23 protein-coding genes and 2 tRNA genes are annotated in these 25,273 nt (G+C 65.4%); 11 read left to right on the forward strand and 14 right to left on the reverse strand.

Translation table 11 applies throughout. The features are described 5' to 3' along the window. Positions 1-6: 6 nt before the first annotated feature. From BRSPCE3_RS33825 to BRSPCE3_RS33840, 4 genes are all read left to right on the forward strand, one after another. Positions 7-951 (forward strand): alpha-E domain-containing protein, encoded by a 945-nt coding sequence (locus tag BRSPCE3_RS33825; protein WP_244071112.1) that lies wholly within the window; start codon positions 7-9, stop codon positions 949-951. A 188-nt stretch (positions 952-1,139) separates the two neighbouring features. Further along, on the forward strand, positions 1,140-1,982 hold the full coding sequence (locus BRSPCE3_RS33830) for a transglutaminase family protein (RefSeq protein ID WP_244071114.1): 843 nt from the start codon (positions 1,140-1,142) through the stop codon (positions 1,980-1,982). A gap of 89 nt (positions 1,983-2,071) precedes the next feature. Beyond that, complete coding sequence (locus BRSPCE3_RS33835; protein WP_244071116.1) at positions 2,072-2,914, forward strand: alpha/beta fold hydrolase; 843 nt, start codon at positions 2,072-2,074, stop codon at positions 2,912-2,914. Between the two features lie 72 nt (positions 2,915-2,986). Next, a complete protein-coding gene (locus BRSPCE3_RS33840) occupies positions 2,987-3,397 on the forward strand; it encodes a carboxymuconolactone decarboxylase family protein (protein WP_244071118.1) in 411 nt (136 codons plus the stop codon). Between the two features lie 160 nt (positions 3,398-3,557). On the opposite strand, the gene BRSPCE3_RS33845 is transcribed toward BRSPCE3_RS33840, so the two are convergent. Continuing rightward, on the reverse strand, positions 3,558-5,168 hold the full coding sequence (locus tag BRSPCE3_RS33845; RefSeq protein WP_244071120.1) for an ABC transporter substrate-binding protein: 1,611 nt from the start codon (positions 5,166-5,168) through the stop codon (positions 3,558-3,560). Between the two features lie 298 nt (positions 5,169-5,466). Here BRSPCE3_RS33845 and BRSPCE3_RS33850 point away from each other — a divergent pair, with 298 nt between their 5' ends. After that, positions 5,467-6,228 (forward strand): proteasome-type protease, encoded by a 762-nt coding sequence (locus BRSPCE3_RS33850; RefSeq protein WP_244071122.1) that lies wholly within the window; start codon positions 5,467-5,469, stop codon positions 6,226-6,228. 12 nt (positions 6,229-6,240) lie between these two features. Then, positions 6,241-6,999 carry an SDR family oxidoreductase gene (locus tag BRSPCE3_RS33855; protein ID WP_244071124.1) on the forward strand — a complete coding sequence of 253 codons (759 nt, stop codon included), beginning with the start codon at positions 6,241-6,243 and terminating at the stop codon, positions 6,997-6,999. Positions 7,000-7,277: 278 nt separating this feature from the next. On the opposite strand, the gene BRSPCE3_RS33860 is transcribed toward BRSPCE3_RS33855, so the two are convergent. Beyond that, a complete protein-coding gene (locus BRSPCE3_RS33860) occupies positions 7,278-8,501 on the reverse strand; it encodes an MFS transporter (RefSeq protein ID WP_244071126.1) in 1,224 nt (407 codons plus the stop codon). Between the two features lie 115 nt (positions 8,502-8,616). Between BRSPCE3_RS33860 and BRSPCE3_RS33865 the strand changes: the two genes are divergently transcribed. After that, on the forward strand, positions 8,617-9,873 hold the full coding sequence (locus tag BRSPCE3_RS33865; protein WP_244071129.1) for a NupC/NupG family nucleoside CNT transporter: 1,257 nt from the start codon (positions 8,617-8,619) through the stop codon (positions 9,871-9,873). A gap of 258 nt (positions 9,874-10,131) precedes the next feature. Here BRSPCE3_RS33865 and BRSPCE3_RS33870 read toward each other — a convergent pair whose 3' ends face one another. Together BRSPCE3_RS33870 and BRSPCE3_RS33875 are read right to left on the reverse strand one after the other, a co-directional pair. Then, positions 10,132-10,710, reverse strand: a complete 579-nt coding sequence (locus BRSPCE3_RS33870; RefSeq protein ID WP_244071130.1) for a cupin domain-containing protein — start codon at positions 10,708-10,710, stop codon at positions 10,132-10,134. A 111-nt stretch (positions 10,711-10,821) separates the two neighbouring features. Further along, positions 10,822-11,112, reverse strand: a complete 291-nt coding sequence (locus BRSPCE3_RS33875) for an usg protein (protein WP_097674119.1) — start codon at positions 11,110-11,112, stop codon at positions 10,822-10,824. 395 nt (positions 11,113-11,507) lie between these two features. Between BRSPCE3_RS33875 and BRSPCE3_RS33880 the strand changes: the two genes are divergently transcribed. Both BRSPCE3_RS33880 and groL read left to right on the forward strand, forming a co-directional pair. Then, a complete protein-coding gene (locus BRSPCE3_RS33880) occupies positions 11,508-11,822 on the forward strand; it encodes a co-chaperone GroES (RefSeq protein ID WP_038383333.1) in 315 nt (104 codons plus the stop codon). Positions 11,823-11,865: 43 nt separating this feature from the next. Then, positions 11,866-13,506, forward strand: a complete 1,641-nt coding sequence (gene groL, locus BRSPCE3_RS33885) for a chaperonin GroEL (protein ID WP_244071133.1) — start codon at positions 11,866-11,868, stop codon at positions 13,504-13,506. Positions 13,507-13,655: 149 nt separating this feature from the next. Here the strand turns inward: groL and BRSPCE3_RS33890 are convergent, their stop codons facing one another. The 4 genes from BRSPCE3_RS33890 to BRSPCE3_RS33905 all read right to left on the reverse strand — a co-directional run bounded on the left by BRSPCE3_RS33890 (position 13,656) and on the right by BRSPCE3_RS33905 (position 16,485). After that, a complete protein-coding gene (locus BRSPCE3_RS33890) occupies positions 13,656-14,819 on the reverse strand; it encodes an SPFH domain-containing protein (protein ID WP_244071135.1) in 1,164 nt (387 codons plus the stop codon). A gap of 336 nt (positions 14,820-15,155) precedes the next feature. Further along, positions 15,156-15,222 (reverse strand) — tRNA-Val (locus BRSPCE3_RS33895). A 3-nt stretch (positions 15,223-15,225) separates the two neighbouring features. Beyond that, positions 15,226-15,295, reverse strand: a tRNA-Leu gene (locus tag BRSPCE3_RS33900). 350 nt (positions 15,296-15,645) lie between these two features. After that, positions 15,646-16,485 (reverse strand): LysR family transcriptional regulator, encoded by an 840-nt coding sequence (locus tag BRSPCE3_RS33905; protein WP_244071136.1) that lies wholly within the window; start codon positions 16,483-16,485, stop codon positions 15,646-15,648. A gap of 128 nt (positions 16,486-16,613) precedes the next feature. Between BRSPCE3_RS33905 and BRSPCE3_RS33910 the strand changes: the two genes are divergently transcribed. Both BRSPCE3_RS33910 and BRSPCE3_RS33915 read left to right on the forward strand, forming a co-directional pair. Next, positions 16,614-17,207 (forward strand): cysteine hydrolase family protein, encoded by a 594-nt coding sequence (locus BRSPCE3_RS33910; RefSeq protein ID WP_244071138.1) that lies wholly within the window; start codon positions 16,614-16,616, stop codon positions 17,205-17,207. A gap of 9 nt (positions 17,208-17,216) precedes the next feature. Beyond that, positions 17,217-17,846, forward strand: a complete 630-nt coding sequence (locus BRSPCE3_RS33915) for a glutathione binding-like protein (protein ID WP_244071140.1) — start codon at positions 17,217-17,219, stop codon at positions 17,844-17,846. Between the two features lie 22 nt (positions 17,847-17,868). On the opposite strand, the gene BRSPCE3_RS33920 is transcribed toward BRSPCE3_RS33915, so the two are convergent. The 6 genes from BRSPCE3_RS33920 to BRSPCE3_RS33945 form a co-directional block, all read right to left on the reverse strand. After that, entirely contained in the window at positions 17,869-19,365 is a 1,497-nt protein-coding gene (locus BRSPCE3_RS33920; protein WP_244071142.1) for an AMP nucleosidase, read from the reverse strand. A 120-nt stretch (positions 19,366-19,485) separates the two neighbouring features. Next, a complete protein-coding gene (locus tag BRSPCE3_RS33925) occupies positions 19,486-19,836 on the reverse strand; it encodes a DUF779 domain-containing protein (RefSeq protein WP_244071144.1) in 351 nt (116 codons plus the stop codon). A 63-nt stretch (positions 19,837-19,899) separates the two neighbouring features. Beyond that, positions 19,900-21,417 (reverse strand): aldehyde dehydrogenase, encoded by a 1,518-nt coding sequence (adh, locus tag BRSPCE3_RS33930; RefSeq protein ID WP_244071146.1) that lies wholly within the window; start codon positions 21,415-21,417, stop codon positions 19,900-19,902. A gap of 357 nt (positions 21,418-21,774) precedes the next feature. Beyond that, complete coding sequence (locus BRSPCE3_RS33935; protein WP_244071148.1) at positions 21,775-22,731, reverse strand: GAF domain-containing protein; 957 nt, start codon at positions 22,729-22,731, stop codon at positions 21,775-21,777. Positions 22,732-22,921: 190 nt separating this feature from the next. Next, positions 22,922-24,079, reverse strand: a complete 1,158-nt coding sequence (locus BRSPCE3_RS33940) for a DUF2778 domain-containing protein (protein ID WP_244071151.1) — start codon at positions 24,077-24,079, stop codon at positions 22,922-22,924. A gap of 426 nt (positions 24,080-24,505) precedes the next feature. Then, positions 24,506-25,201, reverse strand: a complete 696-nt coding sequence (locus BRSPCE3_RS33945; RefSeq protein ID WP_244071153.1) for a DUF899 family protein — start codon at positions 25,199-25,201, stop codon at positions 24,506-24,508. Positions 25,202-25,273 lie beyond the last annotated feature (72 nt).

Below are 25,273 nucleotides of genomic sequence, written 5' to 3' on the forward strand. Positions count from 1 at the left end.
GAAAGCATGCTGTCGCGCACCGCCGAAAACCTGTTCTGGCTCGCCCGTTACGTCGAACGCGCGGAGTATCTCGCGCGCACGATCGATGCCACGCTGCGTGTCACCGCACTGCCGGCGGCCTATGTCGGCAAGACCAATGAGTGGGACTCCGCGTTGCTCACCGCCGGCGTCGGCGCCAACTTCTACGACCACTACGAGGAAGCCAACGAACGAAACGTCGTCGAGTACCTGTCATTCTCGGACGCAAACCCCGCCTCGATCAAGAACTGCATCGAGGCCGCGCGGCTCAACTCGCGCTCGGTGCGGACGGCACTGACCTCGGAGATGTGGGACACCATCAACTCGGCCTGGATCGAATTGCAGGCGGTGTGGAGCAAGGGTCCCTCCAACCGCGAGGAGCTGGCGAAGTTCCTGCGCTTCGTGCAGGAGACCTCGCTGCGCTTCGATGGTTCGGCCTACCGCACCATGCTGCGCAACGACGCCTACTGGTTCTCGCGGCTCGGCGTGCATCTCGAGCGCGCCGACAACACCGCCCGTATTCTCGACGTGAAGTATCACATGCTGCTGCCCGAGGAAGAGCACGTCGGCGGTCCGCTGGACTACTACCAGTGGACCTCGATCCTGCGCTCGGTGTCGGCGACGACAGCCTATCACTGGGTCTACCGGGAAACCCTGAAACCCTGGCTGATCGCCGACCTGTTGATCCTCAACGACACGCTGCCGCGGTCGCTTGCGAGCTGCTACAGCAACCTGGTGCGCAACCTCGACCAGATCGGCGTCGCCTATGGCCGCCAGGGCGCTTCCCAGCGCCACGCCCGCGGCATCAGGAACCGGCTCGAGCACAGCAACATGGACGATATCTTCCAGCACGGCGTGCACGAATTCATCCAGGAATTCATCGCCGACAATTCGCGGCTGGGTGAGATCATCACCAAGCAGTACCTGATCTGACCGATACGGCCCAAAACGCTCAAATTGTCGTCAAGGCGGGCCCAAAAGCGCGAAGCGCGTCTTCGCATGGGTGTCCCGGCCATCGACATCTTGCTTTCGCGGCCGATTAGGACGAAAGACGTGATGCCCGGGACAGCTCCGGGCATGACGCTCCTGCCTTAGGAAATCGACTGAACTCCGGTTGAGCCATGCGCCTGCGGATAGCCCATACCACCACCTATCGCTACGAGCCGGCGGCCTCGGGCGTGATCCAGATTCTGCGGATGACGCCGGGCAGCCATGACGGCCAGTATGTCGCGGATTGGCAGATCGACGTCTCGACCGATTCCCGGCTCGACACCCACGAGGACGCCTTCGGCAACGTCACCCATGTGCTGACGCATGGCTCGATCAGTGACCTCACCATCCACTGCGAAGGCCTGGTCGAAACCCAGGACACCGGCGGTGTGCTGAAGGGCAGCGACGAGCGGTTTCCGCCGAGCCTGTTCCTGCGCCCCACGGCGCTGACCGACCTCAATCCGGCGATGACGAGTTTCGTGCGCGAGCTGCGCGCCGAAGCAGGTAGCGACGTGCTCGGCTTCCTGCACGCGCTGATGGTGCAGATCTACGAGCACATGACCTTCGACGAGGATCCGACCAACAGCGCCACCTCGGCCTCCGAGGCGTTCGCGCTGAAGCGCGGGGTCTGCCAGGACTACGCGCATATCCTGATCGCCTGCGCGCGCGCCGGCGGCGTTCCGGCGCGGTTCGTCTCCGGCCACTTCCTGCGCTCCGACGGCATGGTCAACCAGCAGGCCGGCCACGCCTGGGCGGAGGCCTTCGTGCCGGATTTGGGTTGGGTCGGCTTCGACGCCGCCAACGGCATCTGCACCACCGACGCCCATGCCCGCGTCGCGATCGGCCTCGACTACCTCGGCGCCGCCCCGGTCCGCGGCACCCGCTACGGCGGCGGCAACGAGACGCTGACGGTCGCGGTCAAGGTCGACCAGGCCGGCCGCCCCGGCCAGTGGCAGAGCCAGTCGCAGTCGTAAGGCTCACCTCGTCTTAACATCGTCATTCTCGGGGCGCTTGTTGGCGCGTCGTGCCGCGGCCTGAAGCGGTGCTTGCGGAGAGTATAGCCATGGACCGACGTCTCTTCCTTGCGACCGCCCTGCTCGGCCTCGCGCGCATCCCGCGCGCCGACGCGCTTGAGCGCTGGCAGACCTTGCCCGCGACGCCGGCGCCGATCGCGGGGCGCAGCGCCCACGCCGAGGTCAACGGGATCAGCCTGTTCCATGTCGAGACCGGCGAAGGCAGCCCCGTGGTCTTCCTGCATGGCGGGCTGTCCAATTCCGATTACTTCGGCCTGCAGGTGCCGGAAGTGGCGCGGGCGCATCGGGTGATTTGCGTCGACAGCCGGGGCCATGGCCGCAGCACCCGCAATGCGCAGCCGTTCGGATACGATCTGATGACCGACGACGTCGTGGCGTTGCTCGATCAGCTGAAGATTCCGCGTGCGGCGATCGTCGGGTGGAGCGATGGCGCGATCATCGGACTGGATATGGCGATGCGCCATCCCGACCGGGTCAGCCGTGTGTTTGCGTTCGGTGCCAACACCCTGACATCGGGCCTGAAGCCCGACATCGACAAGGACCCGACCTTCGCGCAGTTCATCGCGCGGGCGAGGACCGAGTATGAGCGCCTCTCGCCGACGCCGGGCGAATATGATCAGTTCCTGCAGCAGATCGAGAAGATGTGGGACAGCCAGCCGAACTGGACCGACGCGCAATTGCGCGCGATCCGCGCGCCGGTGCTGATCGCCGACGGCCAACATGACGAAGGCATCAAGCGCGAGCATACCGAATACATGGCCGCGACCATTCCGGGCGCCGGCCTGCTCATCCTGCCCAATGCCAGCCACTTCGCATTCCTGCAGGACCCCGCGCTGTTCAACGCCGCGCTAAAGGATTTCCTCGACTCCTGATCGCGGACACGGCAACGCCGGACGCGTGCTGCTATGATCGTAGCCGTTCAAACCGACGCAATGAGAGGGGCCATGGCCACCGTAAAACTGCTCGCCGACGATGAACTCTCGACTGAGGCCCGCGCCGTTTTCGACGACATCCGCAAGACCCGGAACTCGGACTTCGTCAATAATTTCTGGCGCGCGCTCGCGCATGATCCGAAGACGCTGCGGCGGACCTGGGAGAGCATCAAGGAGGTGATGGCCCCGGGCGCGCTGGATCCGAAGGTCAAGGAGATGCTCTACGTCGCGGTCTCGGTGGCGCATGGCTGCAGCTACTGCATCCACTCGCACACCGCAGGCGCCCGCGCCAAGGGCATGACCGAGGCCGAATATCAGGAAATGCTCGCGATCGTCGGCATGGCCGCCGAGACCAACCGGCTGGTCACGGCGCTCGGCGTGCCCGTGGACGACGCGTTCCTGGCCGATGCGGCGGATAGGTAGGGCGCGCTTTGACTGCCCCTATCCTGTCATTGCGGGGCTCGCGAAGCGAGAGCCCGGAATCCATCGTGCCACAAGTTGCGCGGAAAAATGGATTCCGGTCTCGCGCCAAGAGGCGCGCCCTCAGGCAATTGCGCACCGGGGAATGACCGCCATATCGCGGTCACTTGTCGAGCCAGACATCCTCGAAGCGCAGATTGTTGTACTGGCTGTTGTCGTGCGGATGGAAATTCTTCACGTACGGCTGCCAGCAATTGCCGGCCGATGAGTGCAGGATGACCGGCCGCGCGGCGTCGTCGACCAGGAGGCGCTCGATGTCGAACACGATGCTGCGGCGCTTGTCCTTGTCGACCTCGCGCGACTGCGCGGCGAGCAATTTGTCGACCTCGGCATTGCAATACTGGGTGTAGTTGCGCTCCGAGTTGCAGGAGTAATTCTCGACCAGATTGCCGTCGGGATCGTCGACGCTGACGCCGGTGACATTGAGCCCGATCGTGTAGTCCTTGCGTTGCAGCCGCGAGTACCAGCGCGGCGTATCCAGGATATCGAGCTCGGCGACGATATAGATCTTCTTGAGCTGGTCGGCGAGGATCACGGCCGGATCGCGATAGGTCGGCAAATTGCGGGTCTGGATCTTGATCGACAGCGGCTTGGCGTCGCTGTAGCCGAGCTTCTGCATGATCGCCTGCGCGTCCGCGAGGTTCTTCTCGGTATCGGGGCCGTAGCCCATCAGCGTCGACAGGATCTCCAGCGGCATGCCCCACTCGCCTTCGGGCTTGGCCTGCATCGCGCCGCCGAGCCGCCCGCTGCCCTCGAACAGGATGCTGTTGAACGCCTTGCGATCGAGCGCCAGCGACATCGCCTTGCGAATCTCCGGATTGTCGAACGGCGGATTGACGCGGTTGACGAGCAGATTGATCTGCAGATTGGTCGAGGTCATCTCGCAGATCGCATTCGGCGCCCGCGCCTTGACGTCCTTCATCAGGGGAATGCTGACGTCGGACGGAAAGGTGATGTCATAGTCGCCGGTCGCGAATGCCAGCATGCGCGTGGCGCGGCTGTCGATCGAGCGCACCGTGATCTCGTCGAGATACGGCCGGTCCTTCTTGAAGTAATCCGGGTTGCGGACGAGACGGATCGAATCGCCGCGCCGGAACTCGGCGAATTTGAACGGCCCGGTGCCGACCGGCTTGGTGCGCATCACCTGCTGCGGCGCGTGGCAGGGATAGACCACCGAGAAGGCGCTGGCGAGCAGCGCCAGCAGGCCCGGCTGCGGCTCGGTCAATTCGAAGGTCGCTTCATCGTCGCCGTTGACGCTGACGTCCTTCAGCTTCGAGTACCAGACCTTGCGTGGATTGCGCTTGAAGTCCTGGGTTCTGGAGTCCTGGGTCTCGCTCTTGCCGATCAGCATCCGCCAGGTGCATTGCACGTCCTTGGCGGTGAACGGCTGGCCGTCATGCCATTTCACGCCGTGATGCAGCTTGAAGGTGAGCTTTGTGTTGGTGGAATCCCACGACCAGCTCTCGGCGAGGTCGGGGATCACGGTGTCGATGCTTTCGTGCACCTTGGCCGGATCGAACACCACGAGGTTGTTGAACACAGCCGCAAACGGCATCACCGAGGCGATGGTGGATTCCTCGAGCAGCGAGGTCGAGGGCGGATTGTCGTTGTGATAGAGCCGCAGCGTGCCGCCCTTCTTCTGCGCCGATGCAGGGCTCGCAGCCATTGCCGCGATGCCCAACGCCACGACACATGCGGACAGTTTGAGCGACATTCTCGCCTCCCGGAATTTCTTGTTGTTGTCGGTTGCGGGCAGTCGACCACAACGCCATGGGCCTCGCAATGACAGGGGCGCAGATCATTGCCGGCTGCGCACAACGCAGAACGCGGCCGGCTTCGGCCGGCAAGTTGGAGCGGCTGGAACAGGGGTCCGGCCCTCGCCGCGATCGGGCCGTCCCGCCCCGCTTTGACCGGCCGCCGCACGTCCCGTCACGGGGAATTAGGGTTGGATGCATGCTCGAAATTGGCTACTAGTCTCCCGCCGAGAAACTCGGACCGTTTGAGGGCTGGAAATGACCTATTGCTGCGGAATTCTGGTGCGCGACGGCCTCGTCATGATCGCCGATACCCGCACCAATGCCGGCCTCGACAACGTCTCGACCTTCCGCAAGCTGCACATCTTCGAAAAGCCCGGCGACCGCATCATGGCGATCGCCAGCGCCGGCAATCTCGCGATCAGCCAGTCGGTGCTGTCGACCCTGACCGAGGGCATGGAAGATCCGCACAGCGGCGAGCTCGAGACGCTGATGAACGCGCCGACCATGTTCCAGGCGGCGCAGCGGATCGGCCGCGCCATCCGCGCGGTGCATGCCACCGAAGGCGACGCGCTGCGCTCGGAGGATATCTCCTTCGACGTCTCGTTCCTGTTCGGCGGCCAGATCAAGGGCTCGCGGATGCGCCTGTTCATGGTCTACACCGCCGGTAACTTCATCGAATGCACCACCGATACGCCTTATCTGCAGATCGGCGAGCACAAATACGGCAAGCCGGTGCTCGACCGCGCCATGCATTACGACGTCGAGCTCTACGAGGCGCTCAAGACCGGGCTGATCTCAATGGATTCGACGATGCGCTCCAACCTCGGCGTCGGCCTGCCGATCGATGTGCTGGTGGTGCGCACCGACGCCTGCGAGGCGGATCTCAACCATCGGATCGAGGCCGGCGAGCCCTATTTCCACGATCTGCGCTCGCGCTGGTCGGCGGCGCTGCGCGCGGCGCATCAGAACATTCCACGTCCACCCTACAAGAACGAAACCGAAGCAAAAACCAAGTAAGAGGAAACTCGGATGACCGAAGCAACCAAGATCGCGCTCGTGACCGGCGCCGGCACCGGCGTCGGCCGCGCGGCATCGCTCGCTCTGATGGACAAGGGCTACACCGTGGTGCTGGTCGGGCGCCGCCTGGAGATGCTGGAGGAGACCGCCAAGCTCGGCCTCGCCGGCAAGAGCCTGTGCGTCACCGCCGACATGGCCAACCCGGCCGCGATCGCCGCGCTGTTCGACAAGGTCAAGGCGACCTATGGCCGGCTCGACGTTCTCTTCAACAATGCCGGCATGGGTGCACCGCCGGTGAACTTCGAGGACCTAGCCCTCGAGCAGTGGCAGGCCGTGGTCAACACCAACCTCACCGCGCCGTTCCTGTGCACCCAGCACGCCTTCCGCATCATGAAGGACCAGAACCCGCGCGGCGGCCGCATCATCAACAACGGCTCGATCTCGGCGCATGCGCCGCGGCCGTTCTCGGCCGCCTACACCTCGACCAAGCACGCCATCACCGGCCTCACCAAGGCCTCCAACCTCGACGGCCGGATGTATGACATCGCGGTCGGCCAGGTCGATATCGGCAACGCCGCAACCCCGATGACCGACCGCATGGTCAACGGCCCGGGCGTGCTGCAGCCGGACGGCACCACCAAGCACGAGCCGCGCATGGATGCGAAGGCGGTCGGCGACGCCGTCGCCTACATGGCCGGCCTGCCGCTCGACGCCAACGTGCTGTTCATGACGGTCATGGCGACCAAGATGCCGTTCGTCGGCCGGGGCTGATCCTCCCTCGCCTGCCCGCTTGCGGCATGGCCGGGCTCGTGCCGGCCATGCCGTCGCAGGGGCGCTCTACCAAAATATCGAAAACAACCCCATGCACAGTAGCCGGCCGCTGCTGGCGTGCGCATACCCGCTTGACACGTCGGGCAACTCAGGGGTATTTTTCCACTATTCCGAAATCGCGCGTCGTCATTGCGAGCGAAGCGAAGCAATCCATGCCTCCGCATATGGCAAGATGGATTGCTTCGCTTCGCTCGCAATGACGGGTGGCGAAAAGTCCCCTACTCCAGCTTCTCGACGTCCCGCAGCGTCGGGAACAGCTTCATCCAGAGCAGCGCGACCGCGATCGTGGCGACGCCGCCGAGCACGGCCGAGGGCACGGCGCCGAGCAGCGCCGCGGTGACGCCGCTCTCGAACTGGCCGAGCTGGTTCGAGGCATTGATGAACAGGAAATTCACCGCGCCGACCCGGCCGCGCATCTCGTCTGGGGTGGCGAGTTGCACCAGCGAGAAGCGGATCACGACGCTGATCGTGTCGGCGGCGCCGAGCACCGCGAGCGCCAGCGCCGACAGCCACATCCAGTGCGACAGCGCGAACACCACCGTCGCCACGCCGAACACGATCACCGCCTGGAACATGCGCATGCCGACGCGCCGGTTGATGGTGTGCCGCGCCAGCACGATGGTCATCAACAGCGCACCGACCGCGGGCGCGGCGCGCAGGATGCCGAGCCCGAGCGGGCCGGTCTGCAGGATGTCGCGCGCATAGATCGGCAGCAGCGCGGTGACGCCGCCGAACAGCACCGCGAACAGATCGAGCGAGATGGTGCCGAGGATCGCCGGATTGCTGCGAACGAAGGTGACGCCGGCATACAGGTCGTCCGACACCTCGCCGTTCTTCGCTGCGGCCTGTTGCAGCCGGCCGATGCCGCCGGTCAGCAGCGCGCCGAACAGCCAGAACACCATCATGATGCCGTAGGGCGCGCTCGGCATCAGCGCATAGGCGAAGCCGCCGAGCGCGGGTCCGGTGATGGTCGCGACCTGGGCCGCGCCGCTCGAGATCGCGGTCGCCCGCTGCAGTGACCCCTGCGGCGCGATCAGCGGCAGCAGCGCGGCGGTCGCCGGGCTCTCGAACGCGCCGGCGATGCCGAGCACGAAGGTCGCAGCAAAGATCTGGATCTCGGAGATGGTGCCGGCAAACGTGCTTCCGGCGAGAAACAATGCGGTCAGCGCCTCCGCGACCTGGCAGACCTGCACCACGCGCTTGCGCTCGAATCGATCGGCGGCGTGGCCGGCGACGAACACCAAGAGCGCCGTCGGCAGAAACTGCACCAGTCCGACCATGCCGAGGTCGAACGCGCTGCCGGTCAGATCATAGATCTGCCAGCCGATCGCCACCGCACCGATCTGGCTGGAGAAGCGCGACAGGCTGCGCGACGACAGGAAGAACAGGAAGGGTTGGTGGCCGAGCAGATCGCGGGCGCCGGCCGGCGTGGCGGTGTGCATGGATGATGGCGTGGCCGAGCGCCTGCAACTTGTCAATGGCGACGGGGTCAACGCGCAACAGCATTGCGCTGCGCGGGGCCCCTGCCCATAATCCGCAAAGGTTCTTGGGGGCGTGATGCTGCAGTTGCAATCGGCGTTCGGTGTGGTGGCGTTGCTCGTGATCGCCTGGGCATTGAGCGAGAATCGCCTGAGGGTGTCGCTGCGGCAGGCGGCGATCGGGCTCATCGTCACGGTCGTCACTGCACTGTTGCTGATCAAGGTGCCGCTGGTGACGCAGGCTTTCGGCGCGATCAACGATGCCGTCGGCACCATCGCGGCGGCGACACGCGCCGGCACCGCCTTCGTGTTCGGCTATGTCGGCGGCGGCCCGGCGCCGTTCGATCCCAAGGCGCCGGGCTCGGACTTCATCCTCGCCTTCCAGGCGCTGCCGATCGTGCTCGTGATGAGCGTGCTGACCACGCTGCTGTTCTATTGGCGGGTGCTGCCGCCGGTGGTGCGCGGCATGGCCTGGATCCTGGAGCGCACGCTCGGCGTCGGCGGCGCGGTCGGGCTCTCGACCGCGGCCAACATCTTCCTCGGCATGGTGGAAGCCCCGCTGTTCATCCGGCCTTATCTGGCACAGCTGACCCGCTCCGAATTGTTTCTGGTGATGACCGGCGGCATGGCCGGGATCGCCGGCACCGTGCTGGTGCTGTACGCCACGCTGCTCGCGCCGCTGATCCCCGATGCGGCCGCGCATTTCGTCATCGCCTCGGTGCTCGGCGCGCCGGCCGCGATCCTGGTCAGCCTGATCATGGTGCCGGAAACCTCCGACAAGCGCACCGGCGGGTCGCTCGACGATCCCGATGTTCAGGTGTCGTCGACGATGGATGCGATCGTGAAGGGCACCGCCGCGGGCCTCGAGCTCTTGATGAACATCATCGCGATGCTCTTGGTGCTGGTCGCGCTGGTCTATCTGGCGAACAAGATCATCGGCCTGCTGCCCGAGGTCGGCGGCGCCAGGATCTCGCTGCAGCGGCTGCTCGGTTACGTGATGGCGCCGGTGTGCTGGCTGATGGGCCTGCCCTGGCCGCAGGCGATCACGGCGGGAAGCCTGATGGGCACCAAGACCGTGCTGAACGAGCTGATCGCCTATGTCGACCTGTCGAAGCTCGGCCCCGACGCGCTCGATCCGCGCTCGCGCCTCATCATGCTCTACGCGATGTGCGGCTTTGCCAATTTCGCAAGCCTCGGCATCATGATCGGCGGCCTCGGCATCATGGCGCCCGAACGCCGCGACGAGATCAACGCGCTCGGACTGAAGTCGATCGTGTCAGGCACGCTGACGACCTGCCTGATGGGCGCGATCGTCGGGATGATGACGGCGCCGTAGCCGTAGCCCGGATGGAGCGCAGCGCAATCCGGGGCGGTCTCACTGCGGGCGCGAGCCCCGGATTTCGCTTCGCTGCATCCGGGCTACGAAACTTTTTTCGTCGTCATTCCGGGGCGGCGCGTAGCGCCGAGCCCGGAATTCATCACGCCGCAGAGCAAGTGGACAAATGGATTCCGGGCTCGCGCGGAGCCTGTCATCGGGCGCGCGTTCGCGCGACCCGTTGGCGCGCCCCGGAATGACGTCGGAGGGTGACGGCGCCTACGCCTTCAGCTCCACCGTCTTGAACTCGGCCGGCAGGATCACCTCCAGCAGTTCGACATCGTCGGAGTAATCCAAAATCATGTGCCGGATGCGCGGAGGCTGGGTCCAGGCGCTGCCCTCTCGCATCAGCGTCTCGCCCTCGCCTTCCATGTAGGTCTTCACCCAGCCCTTGAGCACATAGACCATCTGGAAGTCGACGTCGTGGAAGTGCAGCTTCGACACTTCATCCGGATTGCACGGGCCCTGCAGCCGGATGACATGCGCCTGCGCCAGGCCGCGGGAGGCGGCTGATATGCCGAGGTCGCGGTACTTGGCGTAGGTGCGCAAGCCATCGGCCTTGAAATCCTCCTCGCGGTGATGGCTGATCGCGACGCGCTGCTTCGGCCGCGCCTTCGCTGCCGCTTTCGGCGCGCTCTTCGCCGCACTCTTCTTGGCCGCCGAGACCCGGCCCTTGGATTTGATGGTCTTGCGCGCGGACGATTTCACTGACGTTTTCTTGGCGCCGGCGCCGAGCCCGGTCCATTTCTTCTTCACTGCGGTCTTGGCAGCGGATCTCGATGCCGTCTTCTTGGCCATTGTTCGCCTCCCGTCTTCTTGTGACGGTCAAAGGCTAACACAAGTCGCGCCGCGCGAGGTGGGCAAAGGCGCACAGCGCGCTTATGCCTCCAAAGCCCGGGTTCGACCCGCTCAATGCAGCCGGAACACGCCGTCGACGGCGCGCAGTTCGGCCGGCTTGACCAGCTTGGAATGCGCCACGGTGACCGAGAACAGCGGGCCCTCGAGCTTCTGCTGCCAGAAGGAGAGGAAATCCTGCAGCGCCGGAAATTTCGGAAACAGGTCGTAGTTCTGCCAGACATAGGTCTGCAACAACGAGGGATGATCCGGCATCCGATAGAGGATTTGCGCCGTCGTCAGCCCGTACCCCAGCAACTGCTTCCGGAAATCGTCGGAAACAACCCCACCAACTCGCGAGACCATGCCAACCTCCTGTGACGGAGCGCATTCACGTGGGTGGCCGACCTTCCCCGCCGGACCACCGGCAATGGATGCGCTCACATGAGAGAAATGTGACGCACGCGACTAACCCATCTCAAGCCTAAATGTTTAATAGGTTGTTGAAATTTCTTGCGTTGGCAGCAGCTTACCGCATCTGCTAATAGCCCGGCGGGCGCCCCCGGACGGCATTAAGGATGCCGAAATGATCTCGAAATGATCGTGGCACCCGACACTTACGAGTGCCAATTTTTCTGCTAGAGGCACTTGCCCGCCGCCAAGGCTTGGCCTATCTCCTGCCCAACCAGTCTGGCACTCGCCGGATTGGACTGCTAAAACTCCAAAAATCTACAGCATCCGCAAATATTTAGGAGGACTGCATGAAATTCCGTCCGCTTCACGACCGCGTCGTGGTCAAGCGTATCGACGCCGAAGAGAAGACTGCTGGCGGCATCATCATTCCGGACAGTGCCAAGGAAAAGCCCTCGCAGGGCGAAGTCACCGCCGTCGGCCCGGGCGGCCGCGACGAGGCTGGCAAGCTGATCCCGATCGACCTCAAGGTCGGCGACCGCGTCCTGTTCGGCAAGTGGTCCGGCACCGAGGTCAAGATCGACGGTGAAGATCTGCTGATCATGAAGGAAAGCGACATCATGGGCGTGCTCGACGTCCCCGCTTCCAAGAAGAAGGCGGCCTAAGCGCCTCTTCCCTCCCAGGTAAACCTCTCAAGGAAAAATTCAGATGGCAGCTAAAGAAGTCAAATTCTCCGTCGATGCGCGCGACAAGATGCTGCGCGGCGTCGACATCCTCGCCAATGCGGTGAAGGTCACCCTCGGCCCGAAGGGCCGCAACGTCGTGCTCGAGAAGTCGTTCGGCGCTCCCCGCATCACCAAGGACGGCGTCACCGTCGCCAAGGAGATCGAGCTCGAGGACAAGTTCGAGAACATGGGCGCCCAGATGGTGCGCGAAGTCGCCTCCAAGTCCGCTGACGCGGCCGGCGACGGCACCACCACCGCGACCGTGCTCGCCCAGGCGATCGTGCGCGAAGGCGCCAAGTCGGTTGCCGCCGGCATGAACCCGATGGATCTGAAGCGCGGTATCGACCTCGCGGTCGAAGCCGTCGTGGCCGACCTCCAGAAGAACTCGAAGAAGGTCACCTCGAACGAGGAGATCGCCCAGGTCGGCACCATTTCGGCCAACGGCGATGCCGAGATCGGCAAGTTCCTCGCCGACGCCATGAAGAAGGTCGGCAACGAGGGCGTGATCACGGTCGAGGAAGCCAAGTCGCTCGAGACCGAGCTCGACGTCGTCGAGGGCATGCAGTTCGACCGCGGCTACATCTCGCCCTACTTCGTCACCAACGCCGACAAGATGCGCGTTGAGATGGACGACGCCTACATCCTGATCAACGAGAAGAAGCTCTCCTCGCTGAACGAGCTGCTGCCGCTGCTCGAGGCCGTGGTGCAGACCGGCAAGCCGCTGGTCATCGTCGCTGAAGACGTCGAAGGCGAAGCGCTCGCCACCCTCGTCGTCAACCGCCTGCGCGGCGGCCTGAAGGTCGCGGCCGTCAAGGCTCCGGGCTTCGGCGATCGCCGCAAGGCCATGCTGCAGGACATCGCGATCCTGACCGGCGGCCAGGCGATCTCGGAAGACCTCGGCATCAAGCTCGAGAACGTCACGCTGCAGATGCTCGGTCGCGCCAAGAAGGTGATGATCGACAAGGAAAACACCACGATCGTCAACGGCGCCGGCAAGAAGGCCGACATCGACGCCCGTGTTGCCCAGATCAAGGCGCAGATCGAGGAGACCACCTCGGACTACGACCGTGAGAAGCTGCAGGAGCGTCTCGCCAAGCTCGCAGGCGGCGTCGCGGTGATCCGCGTCGGCGGCGCGACCGAGGTCGAGGTGAAGGAGCGCAAGGATCGCGTTGATGACGCGATGCATGCGACCCGCGCGGCTGTCGAGGAAGGCATCGTCCCGGGCGGCGGCGTCGCCCTGCTCCGTGCTTCCGAGCAGCTCAAGGGCCTGCGCACCAAGAACGACGACCAGAAGACCGGCGTCGAGATCGTGCGCAAGGCGCTGTCGGCTCCGGCTCGCCAGATCGCGATCAACGCCGGTGAAGACGGCTCGGTGATCGTCGGCAAGATCCTGGAGAACAAGACCTACAATTACGGCTTCGACTCCCAGACCGGCGACTATGCCGACCTGGTCAAGAAGGGCATCATCGACCCGACCAAGGTCGTCCGTACCGCGATCCAGAACGCTGCCTCGGTTGCCGCGCTCCTGATCACCACGGAAGCGATGGTTGCCGAGCTGCCGAAGAAGAACGCCGGCGGCCCCGCAATGCCTCCGGGCGGCGGCATGGGCGGCATGGACTTCTAAGTCCAGCCACTCAAGGCAATTTGCGAAATGCAAAACCCCGGCAGCGATGCCGGGGTTTTTGTTTTGGGGGTCCGTCATTCCGGGGCGCGCGCAGCGCGAGCCCGGAATGACGGAGAAACCGAAGGGCCGCCCGTGGGCGGCCCTTCTTGTTATGCGCTCTCGGGCGCCTTGAGGCGGACCAGCTTGGTCAGCAGCGCATCGAGGCCCTGGCCGTCGCCGGCATGCAGGTCGATGCGGCCGACCTTCTCGACCAGACGCTCGAGCGACTCCAGCTCCTTGAGCCGCAGCAGCAGAGGGTTCTCCTCCATCAGCCTGGCGGTGTTGAGGAGCGAACGCGTCGCCGCGGTCTCCTCCTGCCGGCGGATCAGGTTGGCCTTCGCCACCCGCTCCGCCTCCACCACCTTGTTAACCAGCTCGCGGATCTCGCCGGGCAGGATCACGTCCTTGACGCCGAGCTCGGTGACCTCGACGCCGCTATCCGCGACACGGCCGCGGACATAGTCGCGAAGCTCCTCGTCGAGCGCCGCCTTCGCAGACAGCATCTCGTCCAGCGTGCGGCCGGCCACCGCCTCGCGGATCGCGAACTGCACCAAACGATACAGCCACGCATCCACGTCGGGCACCGTGGCCACGACCCGCTCGGGATCGACGATCCGGCGGAACGCGGTCAGCGTCACGCGCAGCGCGATGCGATCCCTGGTCAGCATCTCCTGCGCCGTGATCTCGATCGCCTGGGGACGCAGGTCGAGGCGCTTGACCTCGATCTTGCGGCCCGCGATCCAGAACGCGTGCCGGCCGGGCGCGAGCCGCTCGACCAGCCTGCCCTCGACCGTGAGCAGACCGGCCTCGTGGTTCTCGACCACCGCCTCGGTGATGACGCCGGCCCGGTTGGGCTGGATCATCGCGAGGTGGCGTGCCGTGACCCTGGGATCGCTGGTGACGTCGATGCGCTCGACATCGACCGCGGTCGCGACCTTCCAGTACACGCGCGTCTGCCAGGGCGTCAGCAGCTGCACGGGGCGGCCGTCCAGGCTGACGATCGCGATCTCGTTCGCTCCGGTCTCGACCGCCTCGAACAGTTCGTCGGCCAGATCAGGACGCGCGGCCTTGATCACCGCGTAGCGATCCGCGGGGAATTCGGTCCGCACGACGCTGAACAGCTCGGCCTTGAGCTGATGCAGGGGATCGAACAGGCGGTGCCGCCCGGGCGCGAGCACCTGCGTCAGCCGGCCGTCGCGCGTCAGCAACGCGCGCTCGCCATCCTTCACCGTCAACTTGGTCGTCAAGAAATGCCAGGTCTTATCCAGAGTCATGGCACGCCTCCATCGTTGCTTCAGGCCCATGGGCCTGAATGCGGGTTTACGTTTGCAAAGGATTTGAGGACGCGAACGCGGCTTCCTGTCAGCCAAGCGGGCCGTGGCTTAAAGCCTGCGCGATGACGGGCGCACGCGCGCGATCGCGCGACGAATGTCGCGCGGCCGTGCGGAGCCACCCGGCATCAGCGCAAGCGGTATCCACCGCGGCGCATAGCCGGTCTCACAGTGTCCAGGTTCGGACGAAAAGCCTTGCGGCAGAACGGCCGGACTGCGACTGAAGCGCGCGTCCGGTCCCCTTCAGAGGTATCAGCTTTTCAGGCTGAAACGGAGCGCTTGGAGCGGGATTTGAACCCGCGACCCGATGAGTGTCATTCACCTGCTCTACCCAACTGAGCTATCCTTTGTGAGAAGTCCGGAATCGAACCGGCGCCTTCGGGGTTTGATCCCCGATGCTCGCCATGAGCTTCATCTCGCGATCGTCATTTCAGCGGAACACGACACCGCAGAGCGGCACGCGCCAGTCGGGATCTCAACGAGCCCGAACCCATGGCCGAAGCGAAGGAGCGGGCTAATAAACGAAGCACGTCCGGGTTGCAAGAGGGAAGCGTGTGATTTTTTCATGGCGAGGTCGCGTTGTGGCGCTTATGGCGCATCACACCCTCTCCTCGTCATTCCGGGGCTCGCGAAGCGAGAGCCCGGAATCCATCGGGCCGCATAACTCGCGGAGGAATGGATTCCGGGCACGTGCTTCGCACGCCCTCAGGTACGCAATTGCGCACCGGGGAATGACGAGCGGAGAGTTCAGCGCCTGCTTCCGCCCACCTCACCCGCTGCGCGCGACGTCCTGGAAGCAGCCGCGCAGCCAGTCGATGGTGACGCGTGTCGCCGCATCGCGCTTGAGATGGCTCTGCACCAAAAGCCAGACGTCGCGCCGCTTCGGCAGCAGCGTCGCGCGCAGGCGGCGATCGGTCAGAAGATCCGCGCAACTATGCTCCGGCAGCACGCCGACCGCGTGATGCGACTGGATCAGCCTGTGGATGATGCGGACGTTGTCGGTGACGCAGCGCGCGCGAAGGCGCTTTCCGCGCAGGAACTGCATTTCCGGAATCGTGCCGAGCTCATCGGGATAGGCGCAGGTCACCGCCTCTCCCGTTGCTGCCGCGGCCGGCTCGAAGAAATACAGCCTGACCTCGGCGAGTTTCGAGATCGCGAAGTCGCCCTTGTCGGGCTTGCGCAGCCGGATCGCAAGATCGGCCTCCCAGCGCGAGAATCTCACGTTCTCGCTCGACGTCAGGAACTGCAGCGTCAGGCCCGGATGGGCGCGCAGCAATTCGCTGGTGCGCGGCGCCAGCACCTCCTCGGCGATCGCATTGGTGGAGGCGATGCGCAGCCGCCCGACCGGGCCAGGCAGGCTCTCGCCGACCCGGCCGATCTCCTCGGCGTGCGCGGCCATCGCCTGGACGTGTGCGAGCACGACGTCGCACTGCCGGGTCGGCCTGCGGACGCCGTCGGCGGCCTCGAACAGCCGCAGGCCGAGCGCGCGCTCGATCCGCGCCAGCCTGCGGCCGACCGTGGTCTCGTCGATGCGCAGCCGCGCGCTGGCGCCGGCATAGGTGCCCTCGTCCCTGACGGCCGCGATGATGCGAAGATCGTCCCAGTTCATGCGCTCAGATTACAGCGCGCCCGGCCTGCCTGCAATAACGCAGCCACCGGCTGCAATATCCCTGCATAACGGCAGGCCGGGCCGCGGCTATATTTTCGCAGGACACATCCGCTGGAGATCTCAGGACCATGACCGCAGCCAAGACCTTGATGCAGCTTGCCGGCATCGACCTCACCCCGCCCCGCCTCGGCGACGCCTGTCTGGTGCTGATCGACATCCAGAACGAGTATCTCGCCGGTCCCCTCGCCCTGCCGGACGCCGGCCCGGCGATCGCGCGCGCCACCGCATTGCTCAACCGCGCGCGGGAGAGCGGCGCCAGGATCATCCACATCGCGCACAAGGGAGCGCCGGGAAGCCTGTTCGATCGCAGCGCCGAGCGTGGCGCGATCGTCGCGCCGCTCAAGCCGCGGCCCGGCGAGATCGTGATCGAGAAGCAATTACCGAACGCCTTCGCCGGCACCGACCTCAACGCGCAGCTCGTCGCGACCGGCCGCAAGGAGCTGGTGCTTGCCGGCTTCATGACGCATATGTGCGTCAGCTCGACCGCCCGCGCCGCGCTCGATCTCGGCTTCCGAACCACGATCGATGCCGACAGCTGCGCCACGCGCGACCTGCCCGACGGCGTCGGCGGCACGATTGCCGCAAAACTCATTCACGACGTCGCACTCGCCGAACTGTCCGACCGCTTCGCGATCATCGCGCGCGGCAACGCGCTCGCCTGAGACGCCGTCATGCTCGAGCTCTATTTCTCGCCGATGGCCTGCTCGCTCGCCAGCCGCATCGCACTGATGGAAGCCGGGATCGAGGCGCGCTACCACCTCGTCCAGCTCTGGACCAAGAAGGTGATCGAGGACGACGGCGACTTCCGCGCCGTCGCGCCGAAGGGCGCCGTGCCCGCGCTGGTGCTCGAAAACGGCGAGCGCCTGACCGAGAGTGCGGCCGTGCTGCAATATATCGCAGACCTCAAGCCCGAGCTCGGCCTCGCGCCGCCGCCCGGCGATCCGGACCGCTACCGCCTGCAGGAGTGGCTGAGCTTCGTCGGCACCGAGATCCACAAAGGCTTTCTGTTTCCGACCTTCTGGTACAAGGACGACGCGTCGCTCGCCAAGCCGCGTGCCCGGATCGGACAGACCTTGTCGGTGCCGTCAGCGCATCTTGCCGACCGCGAATTTCTGGTCGGGGACCGCTTCACGGTAGCGGACGCGCACCTCGCCTGGGCCCTGCTGCTGCTCCGTGCCGCCGGCGTCGACGTGGCGCAATGGCCGCCGCTGGCCGCCTATCTCGCGCGCATGCAGGCGCGACCGCAGGTCAAGGCCGCGGTCGGTATCGAGACGCAATTGTGGAAATCGCTCGCAGCGTGATCGAGGCGCACGTCGTACGGCGCTACTGAAACGCGACCTCGGCGAAGCTGCGCAGCTTGCGCGAATGCAGCCGCTCGGATTCCTGCTGCTTGAGCCGCTCCAGCGCCTTCAGTCCGATCTGAAGATGCTGGCCGACGCGCTGGCGATAGAACTCGCTCGCCATGCCCGCCAGTTTGATCTCGCCATGCAGCGGCTTGTCGGAGACGCACAGCAGCGTGCCGTAGGGCACGCGGAAGCGATAGCCGTTGGCGGCGATCGCCGCCGATTCCATGTCGAGCGCGACGGCGCGCGACTGCGACATCCGCCGGATCACCTGCGGCCCGCTGATCTCCCAATTGCGGTTGTCGACGCTGGCGACCGTGCCGGTGCGCATCAGCCGCTTCAGCTCGAAGCCGGTGAGCCCGGTGACCTCGCCGACCGCCTCCTCGAGTGCGACCTGCATCTCGGCGAGCGCGGGGATCGGCACCCACAGCGGCAGCTCGTGATCGAGCACGTGATCCTCGCGGACATAGCCGTGAGCCAGCACATAGTCGCCGAGCCGCTGCGTGTTCCTGAGCCCCGCGCAGTGCCCGATCATCAGCCACGCATGCGGCCGCAGCACCGCGACGTGATCGGTGATGTTGCGCGCGTTCGACGGACCGATCCCGATATTGATCAGGGTGATGCCGCGATAGCCGGGCTCGACCAGATGAAACGCCGGCATCTGCGGCACGCGCTCCGACGCCGTCCCGCTCACGCCGCCGCCTGCCAGCGCATTGCCTGTGATCACATTGCCGGGCGCGACGAACGCCTCGAGACCTTCCTCGCCCGCGGCGAGACGCTGCTGGCTCGATTGCACGAAGGCATCGACATAGAACTGGTAGTTGGTGAAGATCACGAAATTCTGGAAATGCTCGGGATCGGTGCCGGTGTAGTGATAGAGCCGGCGCAGCGAATAATCGACCCGCGCCGCCCGAAACAGCGCCAGCGGCTCGGGCGCGCCCGGCAACAGTTCAAATGTCCCGTCGGCGATCGCATCATCCATCGCGGCGAGATCCGGCGTATCGAACACATCGCGCAGCGACCGCGTGAACGCCGAGCTGTCGGCGATGGTCAGCGCCGCCTCGATATTGATGTCGCGCCGGTAGGCAAAATGGATCGGGATCGGCTCGTTCGATTCGCCGATCTCGACCGCGACGCCATGGTTCTTGATCAGGAGCCCGATCTGCTCGGTGAGATAGGTCCGGAAGATGTCCGGCCGGGTGATGCTGGTCTCATGGATGCCAGGCCCCGCAACAAAACCGTAGGCGAGACGCGAATCGAGCCGGGCATGCGACGAGGTCGTGATGCGCACGAACGGGTAACAGGCCCGCACCCGCGTCGTGATCACGGCGCCGTTGACATAGGCCTCGAAGCGATTGCGCAGGTACGCCGTGTTGCGCTCGTAGATCTCCTCGAGCCGGGCCACGGCGGCCGCGGCATCGACGAACGCTTCGGTCGTGATCGGCGGTGGGGTTTCGATGGGGGGCGTCAGGGACATGTTCGCTTTACACCAGATCCGTTGCCGAGTTGGGACTCGCCTGGATCAGCGCAGTATAGCGACAATGGCCCCCGGTTCCAGATCGGCGCCGGTCGCGCCAGCCCGCCCTACCAGGCCGCCCTACCCGGTCTCGCGAGGCGGCAACGCGCAGATCTCGGACCGGGTCAGGAACCGGCGTTCGCGCCCGTTGTCGAGCGAGAACATGCCGCCGCGGCCCGGAACGACGTCGATGATCAGGTCGGTGTGCTTCCAGACATCGTATTGCGAACCGCTGATGTAGAACGGCGCCCCGCCGATCTCGCCGAGCTTGACGTCGTAATCGCCGATCAGGAAATCGCCTTGCGGATAGCACATCGGCGACGAACCGTCGCAGCAGCCGCCGGACTGGTGAAACAGCACCGGCCCGTGATCGGCGACGATCTCGGCGATCAGCTCCAGCGCAGCCGGCGTCGCGGTCACCTTGTCAGCCATCTCGGCCTCCGTGATGGAGCTTCGGCGGGTCGCCCCGCCGAAGCCTGTCGCGTGGACACGATGCTAGAAGAAGCCGAGCTTCTTCGGGCTGTAGCTCACCAGCATGTTCTTGGTCTGCTGGTAGTGGTCGAGCATCATCTTGTGGTTCTCGCGGCCGACACCGGACTGCTTGTAGCCGCCGAACGCCGCATGCGCCGGATAGGCATGATAGCAATTGGTCCAGACCCGGCCGGCCTGGATGGCCCGGCCGAACCGGTAGCAGCGATTGACGTCGCGGCTCCAGATGCCGGCCCCGAGGCCGTAGAGCGTGTCGTTGGCGATCGAAAGCGCGTCCTCGTCGTTCTTGAAGGTGGTCACGGACACCACCGGCCCGAAGATCTCCTCCTGAAAGATGCGCATCTTGTTGTTGCCCTCGAACACGGTCGGCTTGACGTAATAGCCGCCTGACAGTCCGCCGCCGAGATTGTTGCGCTCGCCGCCGGCGAGCACCTTGGCGCCCTCCTTCTTGCCGATGTCGATATAGGAGAGGATTTTTTCGAGCTGCTCGGAGGAGGCCTGCGCGCCGATCATCGTGGTCGGGTCGAGCGGGGAACCTTGCGTGATCGCCGCGACGCGCTTCAGCGCGCGTTCCATGAAGCGGTCATAGATCGATTCATGGATCAGCGCCCGGCTCGGGCAGGTGCAGACCTCGCCCTGGTTGAGCGCGAACATCACGAAGCCCTCGATCGCCTTGTCGAAGAAATCGTCGTCCTCGGCGCAGACGTCCTTGAAGAAGATGTTGGGCGACTTGCCGCCGAGCTCCAGCGTCACCGGAATCAGGTTCTGCGAGGCGTATTGCATGATCAGCCGGCCCGTCGTGGTCTCGCCGGTGAAGGCGATCTTGGCGATCCGGTTCGACGAGGCAAGCGGCTTGCCGGCCTCGAGGCCGAAGCCGTTGACGACGTTCACGACGCCCTTGGGCAGGAGATCGCCGATCAGCTCGAGCCAGACCAGGATCGAGGCCGGCGTCTGCTCCGCCGGCTTGATGACGACGCAATTGCCGGCAGCGAGCGCCGGCGCGAGCTTCCAGACCGCCATCAGGATCGGGAAATTCCAGGGAATGATCTGGCCGACGACACCGAGCGGCTCGTGGAAGTGATAGGCGATCGTGTCGTGGTCGATCTCCGAGATCGAGCCCTCCTGCCCGCGGATCGCGCTGGCGAAATAGCGGAAGTGATCGATCGCAAGCGGCATGTCGGCCGCCATGGTCTCGCGGATCGGCTTGCCGTTGTCCCAGGTCTCGGCGGTGGCGAGCTTTTCGAGATTGGCTTCCATCCGGTCGGCGATCCTGTTGAGGATCAGCGCGCGCTCTGCGACGCTGGTCTTGCCCCAGGCGTCTTTGGCGGCATGCGCCGCATCGAGCGCGGCCTCGACATCCGCGGCGTCGGAGCGGGCGATCTCGCAGACCGGAAGTCCCGTGATCGGAGATACGTTCTCAAAGTATTTTCCGGAACGGGGCTCGCGCCATTCGCCGCCAATGAAATTGCCGTAGCGCTTGGCGAACGGCGCCTTGAGCACGGACTGCATGTCAACCTTGTTCATGTATTCCTCCGTTGGCACGCCGATGGTCCCGGCGTTGGGGCGGAACGCTCGGTCAAATCAGGCGGACAGAACAGGGGCGTGGCCCAACGGCCGCGGGGGACTGTCGCAAATCTGAGACAGAGTGCGCCGCAAATTGGCACAGATGTGTCAGCGCTGCGGACGCTGGTTCTGGGGCCTGCAAGACGGACTTTCCTTCACCTCGCCCCGCGTGCGGGGAGAGGTCGGAACGCATCGCTAGATGCGTTCCGGGTGAGGGGGACTCTCCGCAAACGCAGCTATCACCGGCTGCGCGGAGACAGCCCCTCACCCCACCCTCTCCCCGTAAGAACGGGGCGAGGGAGCGTAGCGCCGTCGGTGTTAACGATGCAAGCCAAGCTGCTTGAGCTTGCGGTGTAGTGTCGCGCGGGACATGTCGAGATCCTTGGCCGCCTTCGAGACATTGCCGCCGGCGCGCGCCAGCGCACGCTGCAACGCCGCACGTTCGGCGGCAGCGAGCCCGCCATCGTCGCGGGTCTCGCCGATCAGGTCGGCCGCCGGCAATGGCCGCGCCAGCGACGCCGCATTGAGGCCGAGCGCACGGCGCGCAGCCCGCGTCGCACCGATCACGAGATCGTCGCGATCGACCGCCAGCAGCGAGTTGACGGCGCGCTCGCTTTTCGGCGTCAGCAGAATTCGCGCATCGGGAAACGCCCGGCGAAAATTCTCGGCTTCGATCGCACGCGCGGCGTCGGTGACCGTGGTTGCGATCAACCGGGAAAATCCATCCGTCAGGTCAGCCCGGCAGGACGACACGTCGAGCGCCGCGGCAAGTTCGCCATGCTCGTCGAAGATCGGCGCAGTGGTGCAGAACAGCCCGGAATTGCGCGTGAAGAAGTGCTGCTCGCGGTCGATCGAGAGCGGCCGCTTCTCGACGATGCAGGTGCCGATGCCGTTGGTGCCCTCGTACTTCTCGCTCCAGACCGCGCCGGTCCACAGCCCCCAGGCGTTGAAGGTCGCGTCATCCGCGCCCGCGCCGCGCCGGTCGACCACGACGCCGTCGCGATCCGCCAGCAGCACCGAGCAGCCGACCCCGCCGACCGCAAGGAACAGCCGGTCGAGCGTGCCCTGGGCGACCTTCAGGAATTCACCGAGCCGCTGCTGTGCAGCGGCGATGTCGGCCTGGCTCAGACGATATGACGGCAGACGGCTCGCCGGATCGAGCGCATGCAGATGGCCGGACCGACGCCACGACGCCGACAAATCGGATGGCGCTCCGCCTCCGGCCAGCACGTCGAGAACCTTGTCCGTGTGCACGACGCCTGGCGACCGGCTCATGCTTCCCTCCCCTGCTCCCAGGGTTCTGTGACCCACAGGAGCGCGGCGCTGTTGACCCCGGCACCCTTGTATTTCGCAGGATATAGCGCTGCCAGCGGCCTTTCAAGGGACGGAACTGCGACCTTCGGACAGGTGCCGGGGCTGATCGCGCGGCTCACACCTTGGAGCAGCGCCCCAAGGAGGACGGCGCTTACTGAATCCTCGCCAGCACCGCGAGGCGGCGGATGCCCTTGTTACGATAGGCGTCGAGGAATGCGTAATAGTCCTTGAACGACACGCAACCGTTGGAGTCGCCGTTCGGGCCGAGCATGAAGGTGTGCGCGAGCAGACCGTCGCGGTTGAAGATCTTGCCTTCGCCGCCGATCGGATTGAGCCGCAGCGCCGGCACGCCGTGGAACAGCGCCTCGCGCGGCTTGAGCTCGTAAATGTGCGGCGGCGTCACGCCGACCATCTTCAGATGCGAGGAGCGGGGATCGTCGAGCCTGGAGCCGAGGCCCGAATGCGCCTCGAGGCGCGTGCCGTCGGGCAGATACACGGTCTTGGCCGAGATGTCGTAGACCGCGGTCTGGCGGTCATAGGGCGGCGAGCCGCCGAGCATCGGGTTCTGATCCAGCGTCGAGGGGATGCTGCCGGTGACATTGGCGTCGGCCGAGGCGAACGACAGTAGCCCACCGCCGGACTCGCGCTTGCCCCACAGCTTCTCGACCATCGTCTGCCGCTCGCTCGATGCGATCGACATCACCGCGGCCTTGGCGCGCGCGGCCATGTCGCGGACGCCGCTGGATTTCGCAGCCTGCTTGACCTCGGCCGCCTTCGGCTCGGTCGCCTTGGCTTCGGCTGCCTTCTCGGCTCCCTTGGGCTGCACATCGGCAGCGGGATCGTTGAGCGCCACCTTCAGATTGGCGGCGGCTTGCTTCTTGGCGGTCTCGACCGACTTCGGCGCCGGCAGCGGCTTCGATGTTTCGGCGAGCACTGCGGTTGCCACCGCCCTCGCCGCTCCGGCGGCACTGGGTGCAGCAGCCTGCTTGATCGGGTCGATCTGCGTGGCGGCGTCGGCCACGACGGTGGGCGCCACGCCGTCGGGCGAGGCGGCCGCAAACCGATCGTTAAACATAGTCGAAGGTGCCGGGGCTTCCGACTTCGCGACCTCGGTCCTGGCGGGCGCTGCGGGCGCCGGCTTCAACGACGCGAACACCTCGTTGAACGCGGGCGTCGGCCGCGCGGCGACCGCGACGGGCCGCTTCACCACCGGCGCATCGAACGACGCATTGCCGACCGACGGATAGACGCTCGCCGCAAAGATGTTGGCGTAGACGGTCCAGGCGCAGCCAAGCACCAGCCCCGCCACCGCGGCGCTGCCGAGGAAATGCTGTGGGAGGATTTTTCGGGAAGATTTCTTGCGGCTTGGTGCCCCAAGAACATACGCACTCGCACTCGTACCCATACGCCCGGCGCTCAAAACAGGTCCACCTTTGTCCCTCACTCGACGCCTGGTCGAACGGTGTTCGGCTCAACGTCGCGCGGGGGCACAGACGGCCATTAAGGCGACTTTTAGTTAAATGCGACTTAACCGGATGCGATCCCCTGCAGCGCGGGAAGTGCCTGTGGCGTAGGGCTTTTTTAAGATGACATTGGACCGCCAAAACGGCTTTTTTGTCCCATGATGGGACATTCCGGCACGCTGCCCGAGGGCAGCGCACCGGGATAAAACCCAGGGAGAATTTCCTTGCCGACCGCCCCGTGATCCCGCGGGGATCGGGCAAAAACCTTCTCCTCAGTAGCTGAGCTTCGGATACCAGTCGGTGCCGCGCCCCTCGCGCGTGGTGTCGAGCAAGGTCCAGAGCGGATCCATGTCCGGCGCGCCGCGCGGGTCCTGGCCGGGGTCCATCGTGCCCGCTCCCATTTCGCCGGCCCAGAAATGGCGGATCGTGCCGTTGTGGCGGGTGAAGACATTGTAGCCCGGGATGTCGCTGTCTTCCTTGCTGACATAGTCGCGCGTGTAGTCGCCCGAGGCATCCGAGTAGATCCTGTGGCGCGTCCAGCCCCGCGCCTTCTTCGCCTCGATCAGCCGCGCGATCGGCGAGCGCGCCACGAACACGAACGAGACGCGCTGCTCGATGTCGGGCAGCTTCTCCTCCCATGTGCCCATGAACGATGTGCACATCGGACACGGCTTCTCGCGCTGCGGGCCGAACATGTAGCTGTAGATGATCAGCGTCTGCTTGCCGCCGAACAGATCGGCGAGTGAGACCGCACCGGCCTCGCCGGCGAACTCATAGGCCTTCGTCACCTCGCCGCCCGGCGGCAAGGCGCGGCGCAGCTCGGCGACACGCGCGATGTGCCGGCGCAACTCGATCTCCTCGACAAGCAGCGCCTGGCGCGCGCGGCGATACTCGTCGCTCTCATTGGGAAAGCGCCTGACATTGGTGTTGGCGAGCTCGGCGGCAGGCTTGAGGACGGAACTGGTCATGTCGGAACCTCGCGTGGTTGACGGGATCCCTGGAAGACGATCCGGACCCGGACGATCCGACACTCGACGGCG

Origin of the sequence: Bradyrhizobium sp. Ce-3 (assembly GCF_022835695.1) — a bacterium.
GTDB lineage: Bacteria > Pseudomonadota > Alphaproteobacteria > Rhizobiales > Xanthobacteraceae > Bradyrhizobium.

What these genes read in the sequence shown, in the direction of transcription:
- BRSPCE3_RS33825 (WP_244071112.1), top strand. Translation starts at nt 7, where the DNA reads ATGCTGTCGCGCACCGCCGAAAACCTGTTCTGGCTCGCCCGTTACGTC.
- BRSPCE3_RS33830 (WP_244071114.1), top strand. Translation starts at nt 1,140, where the DNA reads ATGCGCCTGCGGATAGCCCATACCACCACCTATCGCTACGAGCCGGCG.
- BRSPCE3_RS33835 (WP_244071116.1), top strand. Translation starts at nt 2,072, where the DNA reads ATGGACCGACGTCTCTTCCTTGCGACCGCCCTGCTCGGCCTCGCGCGC.
- BRSPCE3_RS33840 (WP_244071118.1), top strand. Translation starts at nt 2,987, where the DNA reads ATGGCCACCGTAAAACTGCTCGCCGACGATGAACTCTCGACTGAGGCC.
- BRSPCE3_RS33845 (WP_244071120.1), bottom strand. Translation starts at nt 5,168, where the DNA reads ATGTCGCTCAAACTGTCCGCATGTGTCGTGGCGTTGGGCATCGCGGCA.
- BRSPCE3_RS33850 (WP_244071122.1), top strand. Translation starts at nt 5,467, where the DNA reads ATGACCTATTGCTGCGGAATTCTGGTGCGCGACGGCCTCGTCATGATC.
- BRSPCE3_RS33855 (WP_244071124.1), top strand. Translation starts at nt 6,241, where the DNA reads ATGACCGAAGCAACCAAGATCGCGCTCGTGACCGGCGCCGGCACCGGC.
- BRSPCE3_RS33860 (WP_244071126.1), bottom strand. Translation starts at nt 8,501, where the DNA reads ATGCACACCGCCACGCCGGCCGGCGCCCGCGATCTGCTCGGCCACCAA.
- BRSPCE3_RS33865 (WP_244071129.1), top strand. Translation starts at nt 8,617, where the DNA reads ATGCTGCAGTTGCAATCGGCGTTCGGTGTGGTGGCGTTGCTCGTGATC.
- BRSPCE3_RS33870 (WP_244071130.1), bottom strand. Translation starts at nt 10,710, where the DNA reads ATGGCCAAGAAGACGGCATCGAGATCCGCTGCCAAGACCGCAGTGAAG.
- BRSPCE3_RS33875 (WP_097674119.1), bottom strand. Translation starts at nt 11,112, where the DNA reads ATGGTCTCGCGAGTTGGTGGGGTTGTTTCCGACGATTTCCGGAAGCAG.
- BRSPCE3_RS33880 (WP_038383333.1), top strand. Translation starts at nt 11,508, where the DNA reads ATGAAATTCCGTCCGCTTCACGACCGCGTCGTGGTCAAGCGTATCGAC.
- groL (WP_244071133.1), top strand. Translation starts at nt 11,866, where the DNA reads ATGGCAGCTAAAGAAGTCAAATTCTCCGTCGATGCGCGCGACAAGATG.
- BRSPCE3_RS33890 (WP_244071135.1), bottom strand. Translation starts at nt 14,819, where the DNA reads ATGACTCTGGATAAGACCTGGCATTTCTTGACGACCAAGTTGACGGTG.
- BRSPCE3_RS33905 (WP_244071136.1), bottom strand. Translation starts at nt 16,485, where the DNA reads ATGAACTGGGACGATCTTCGCATCATCGCGGCCGTCAGGGACGAGGGC.
- BRSPCE3_RS33910 (WP_244071138.1), top strand. Translation starts at nt 16,614, where the DNA reads ATGACCGCAGCCAAGACCTTGATGCAGCTTGCCGGCATCGACCTCACC.
- BRSPCE3_RS33915 (WP_244071140.1), top strand. Translation starts at nt 17,217, where the DNA reads ATGCTCGAGCTCTATTTCTCGCCGATGGCCTGCTCGCTCGCCAGCCGC.
- BRSPCE3_RS33920 (WP_244071142.1), bottom strand. Translation starts at nt 19,365, where the DNA reads ATGTCCCTGACGCCCCCCATCGAAACCCCACCGCCGATCACGACCGAA.
- BRSPCE3_RS33925 (WP_244071144.1), bottom strand. Translation starts at nt 19,836, where the DNA reads ATGGCTGACAAGGTGACCGCGACGCCGGCTGCGCTGGAGCTGATCGCC.
- adh (WP_244071146.1), bottom strand. Translation starts at nt 21,417, where the DNA reads ATGAACAAGGTTGACATGCAGTCCGTGCTCAAGGCGCCGTTCGCCAAG.
- BRSPCE3_RS33935 (WP_244071148.1), bottom strand. Translation starts at nt 22,731, where the DNA reads ATGAGCCGGTCGCCAGGCGTCGTGCACACGGACAAGGTTCTCGACGTG.
- BRSPCE3_RS33945 (WP_244071153.1), bottom strand. Translation starts at nt 25,201, where the DNA reads ATGACCAGTTCCGTCCTCAAGCCTGCCGCCGAGCTCGCCAACACCAAT.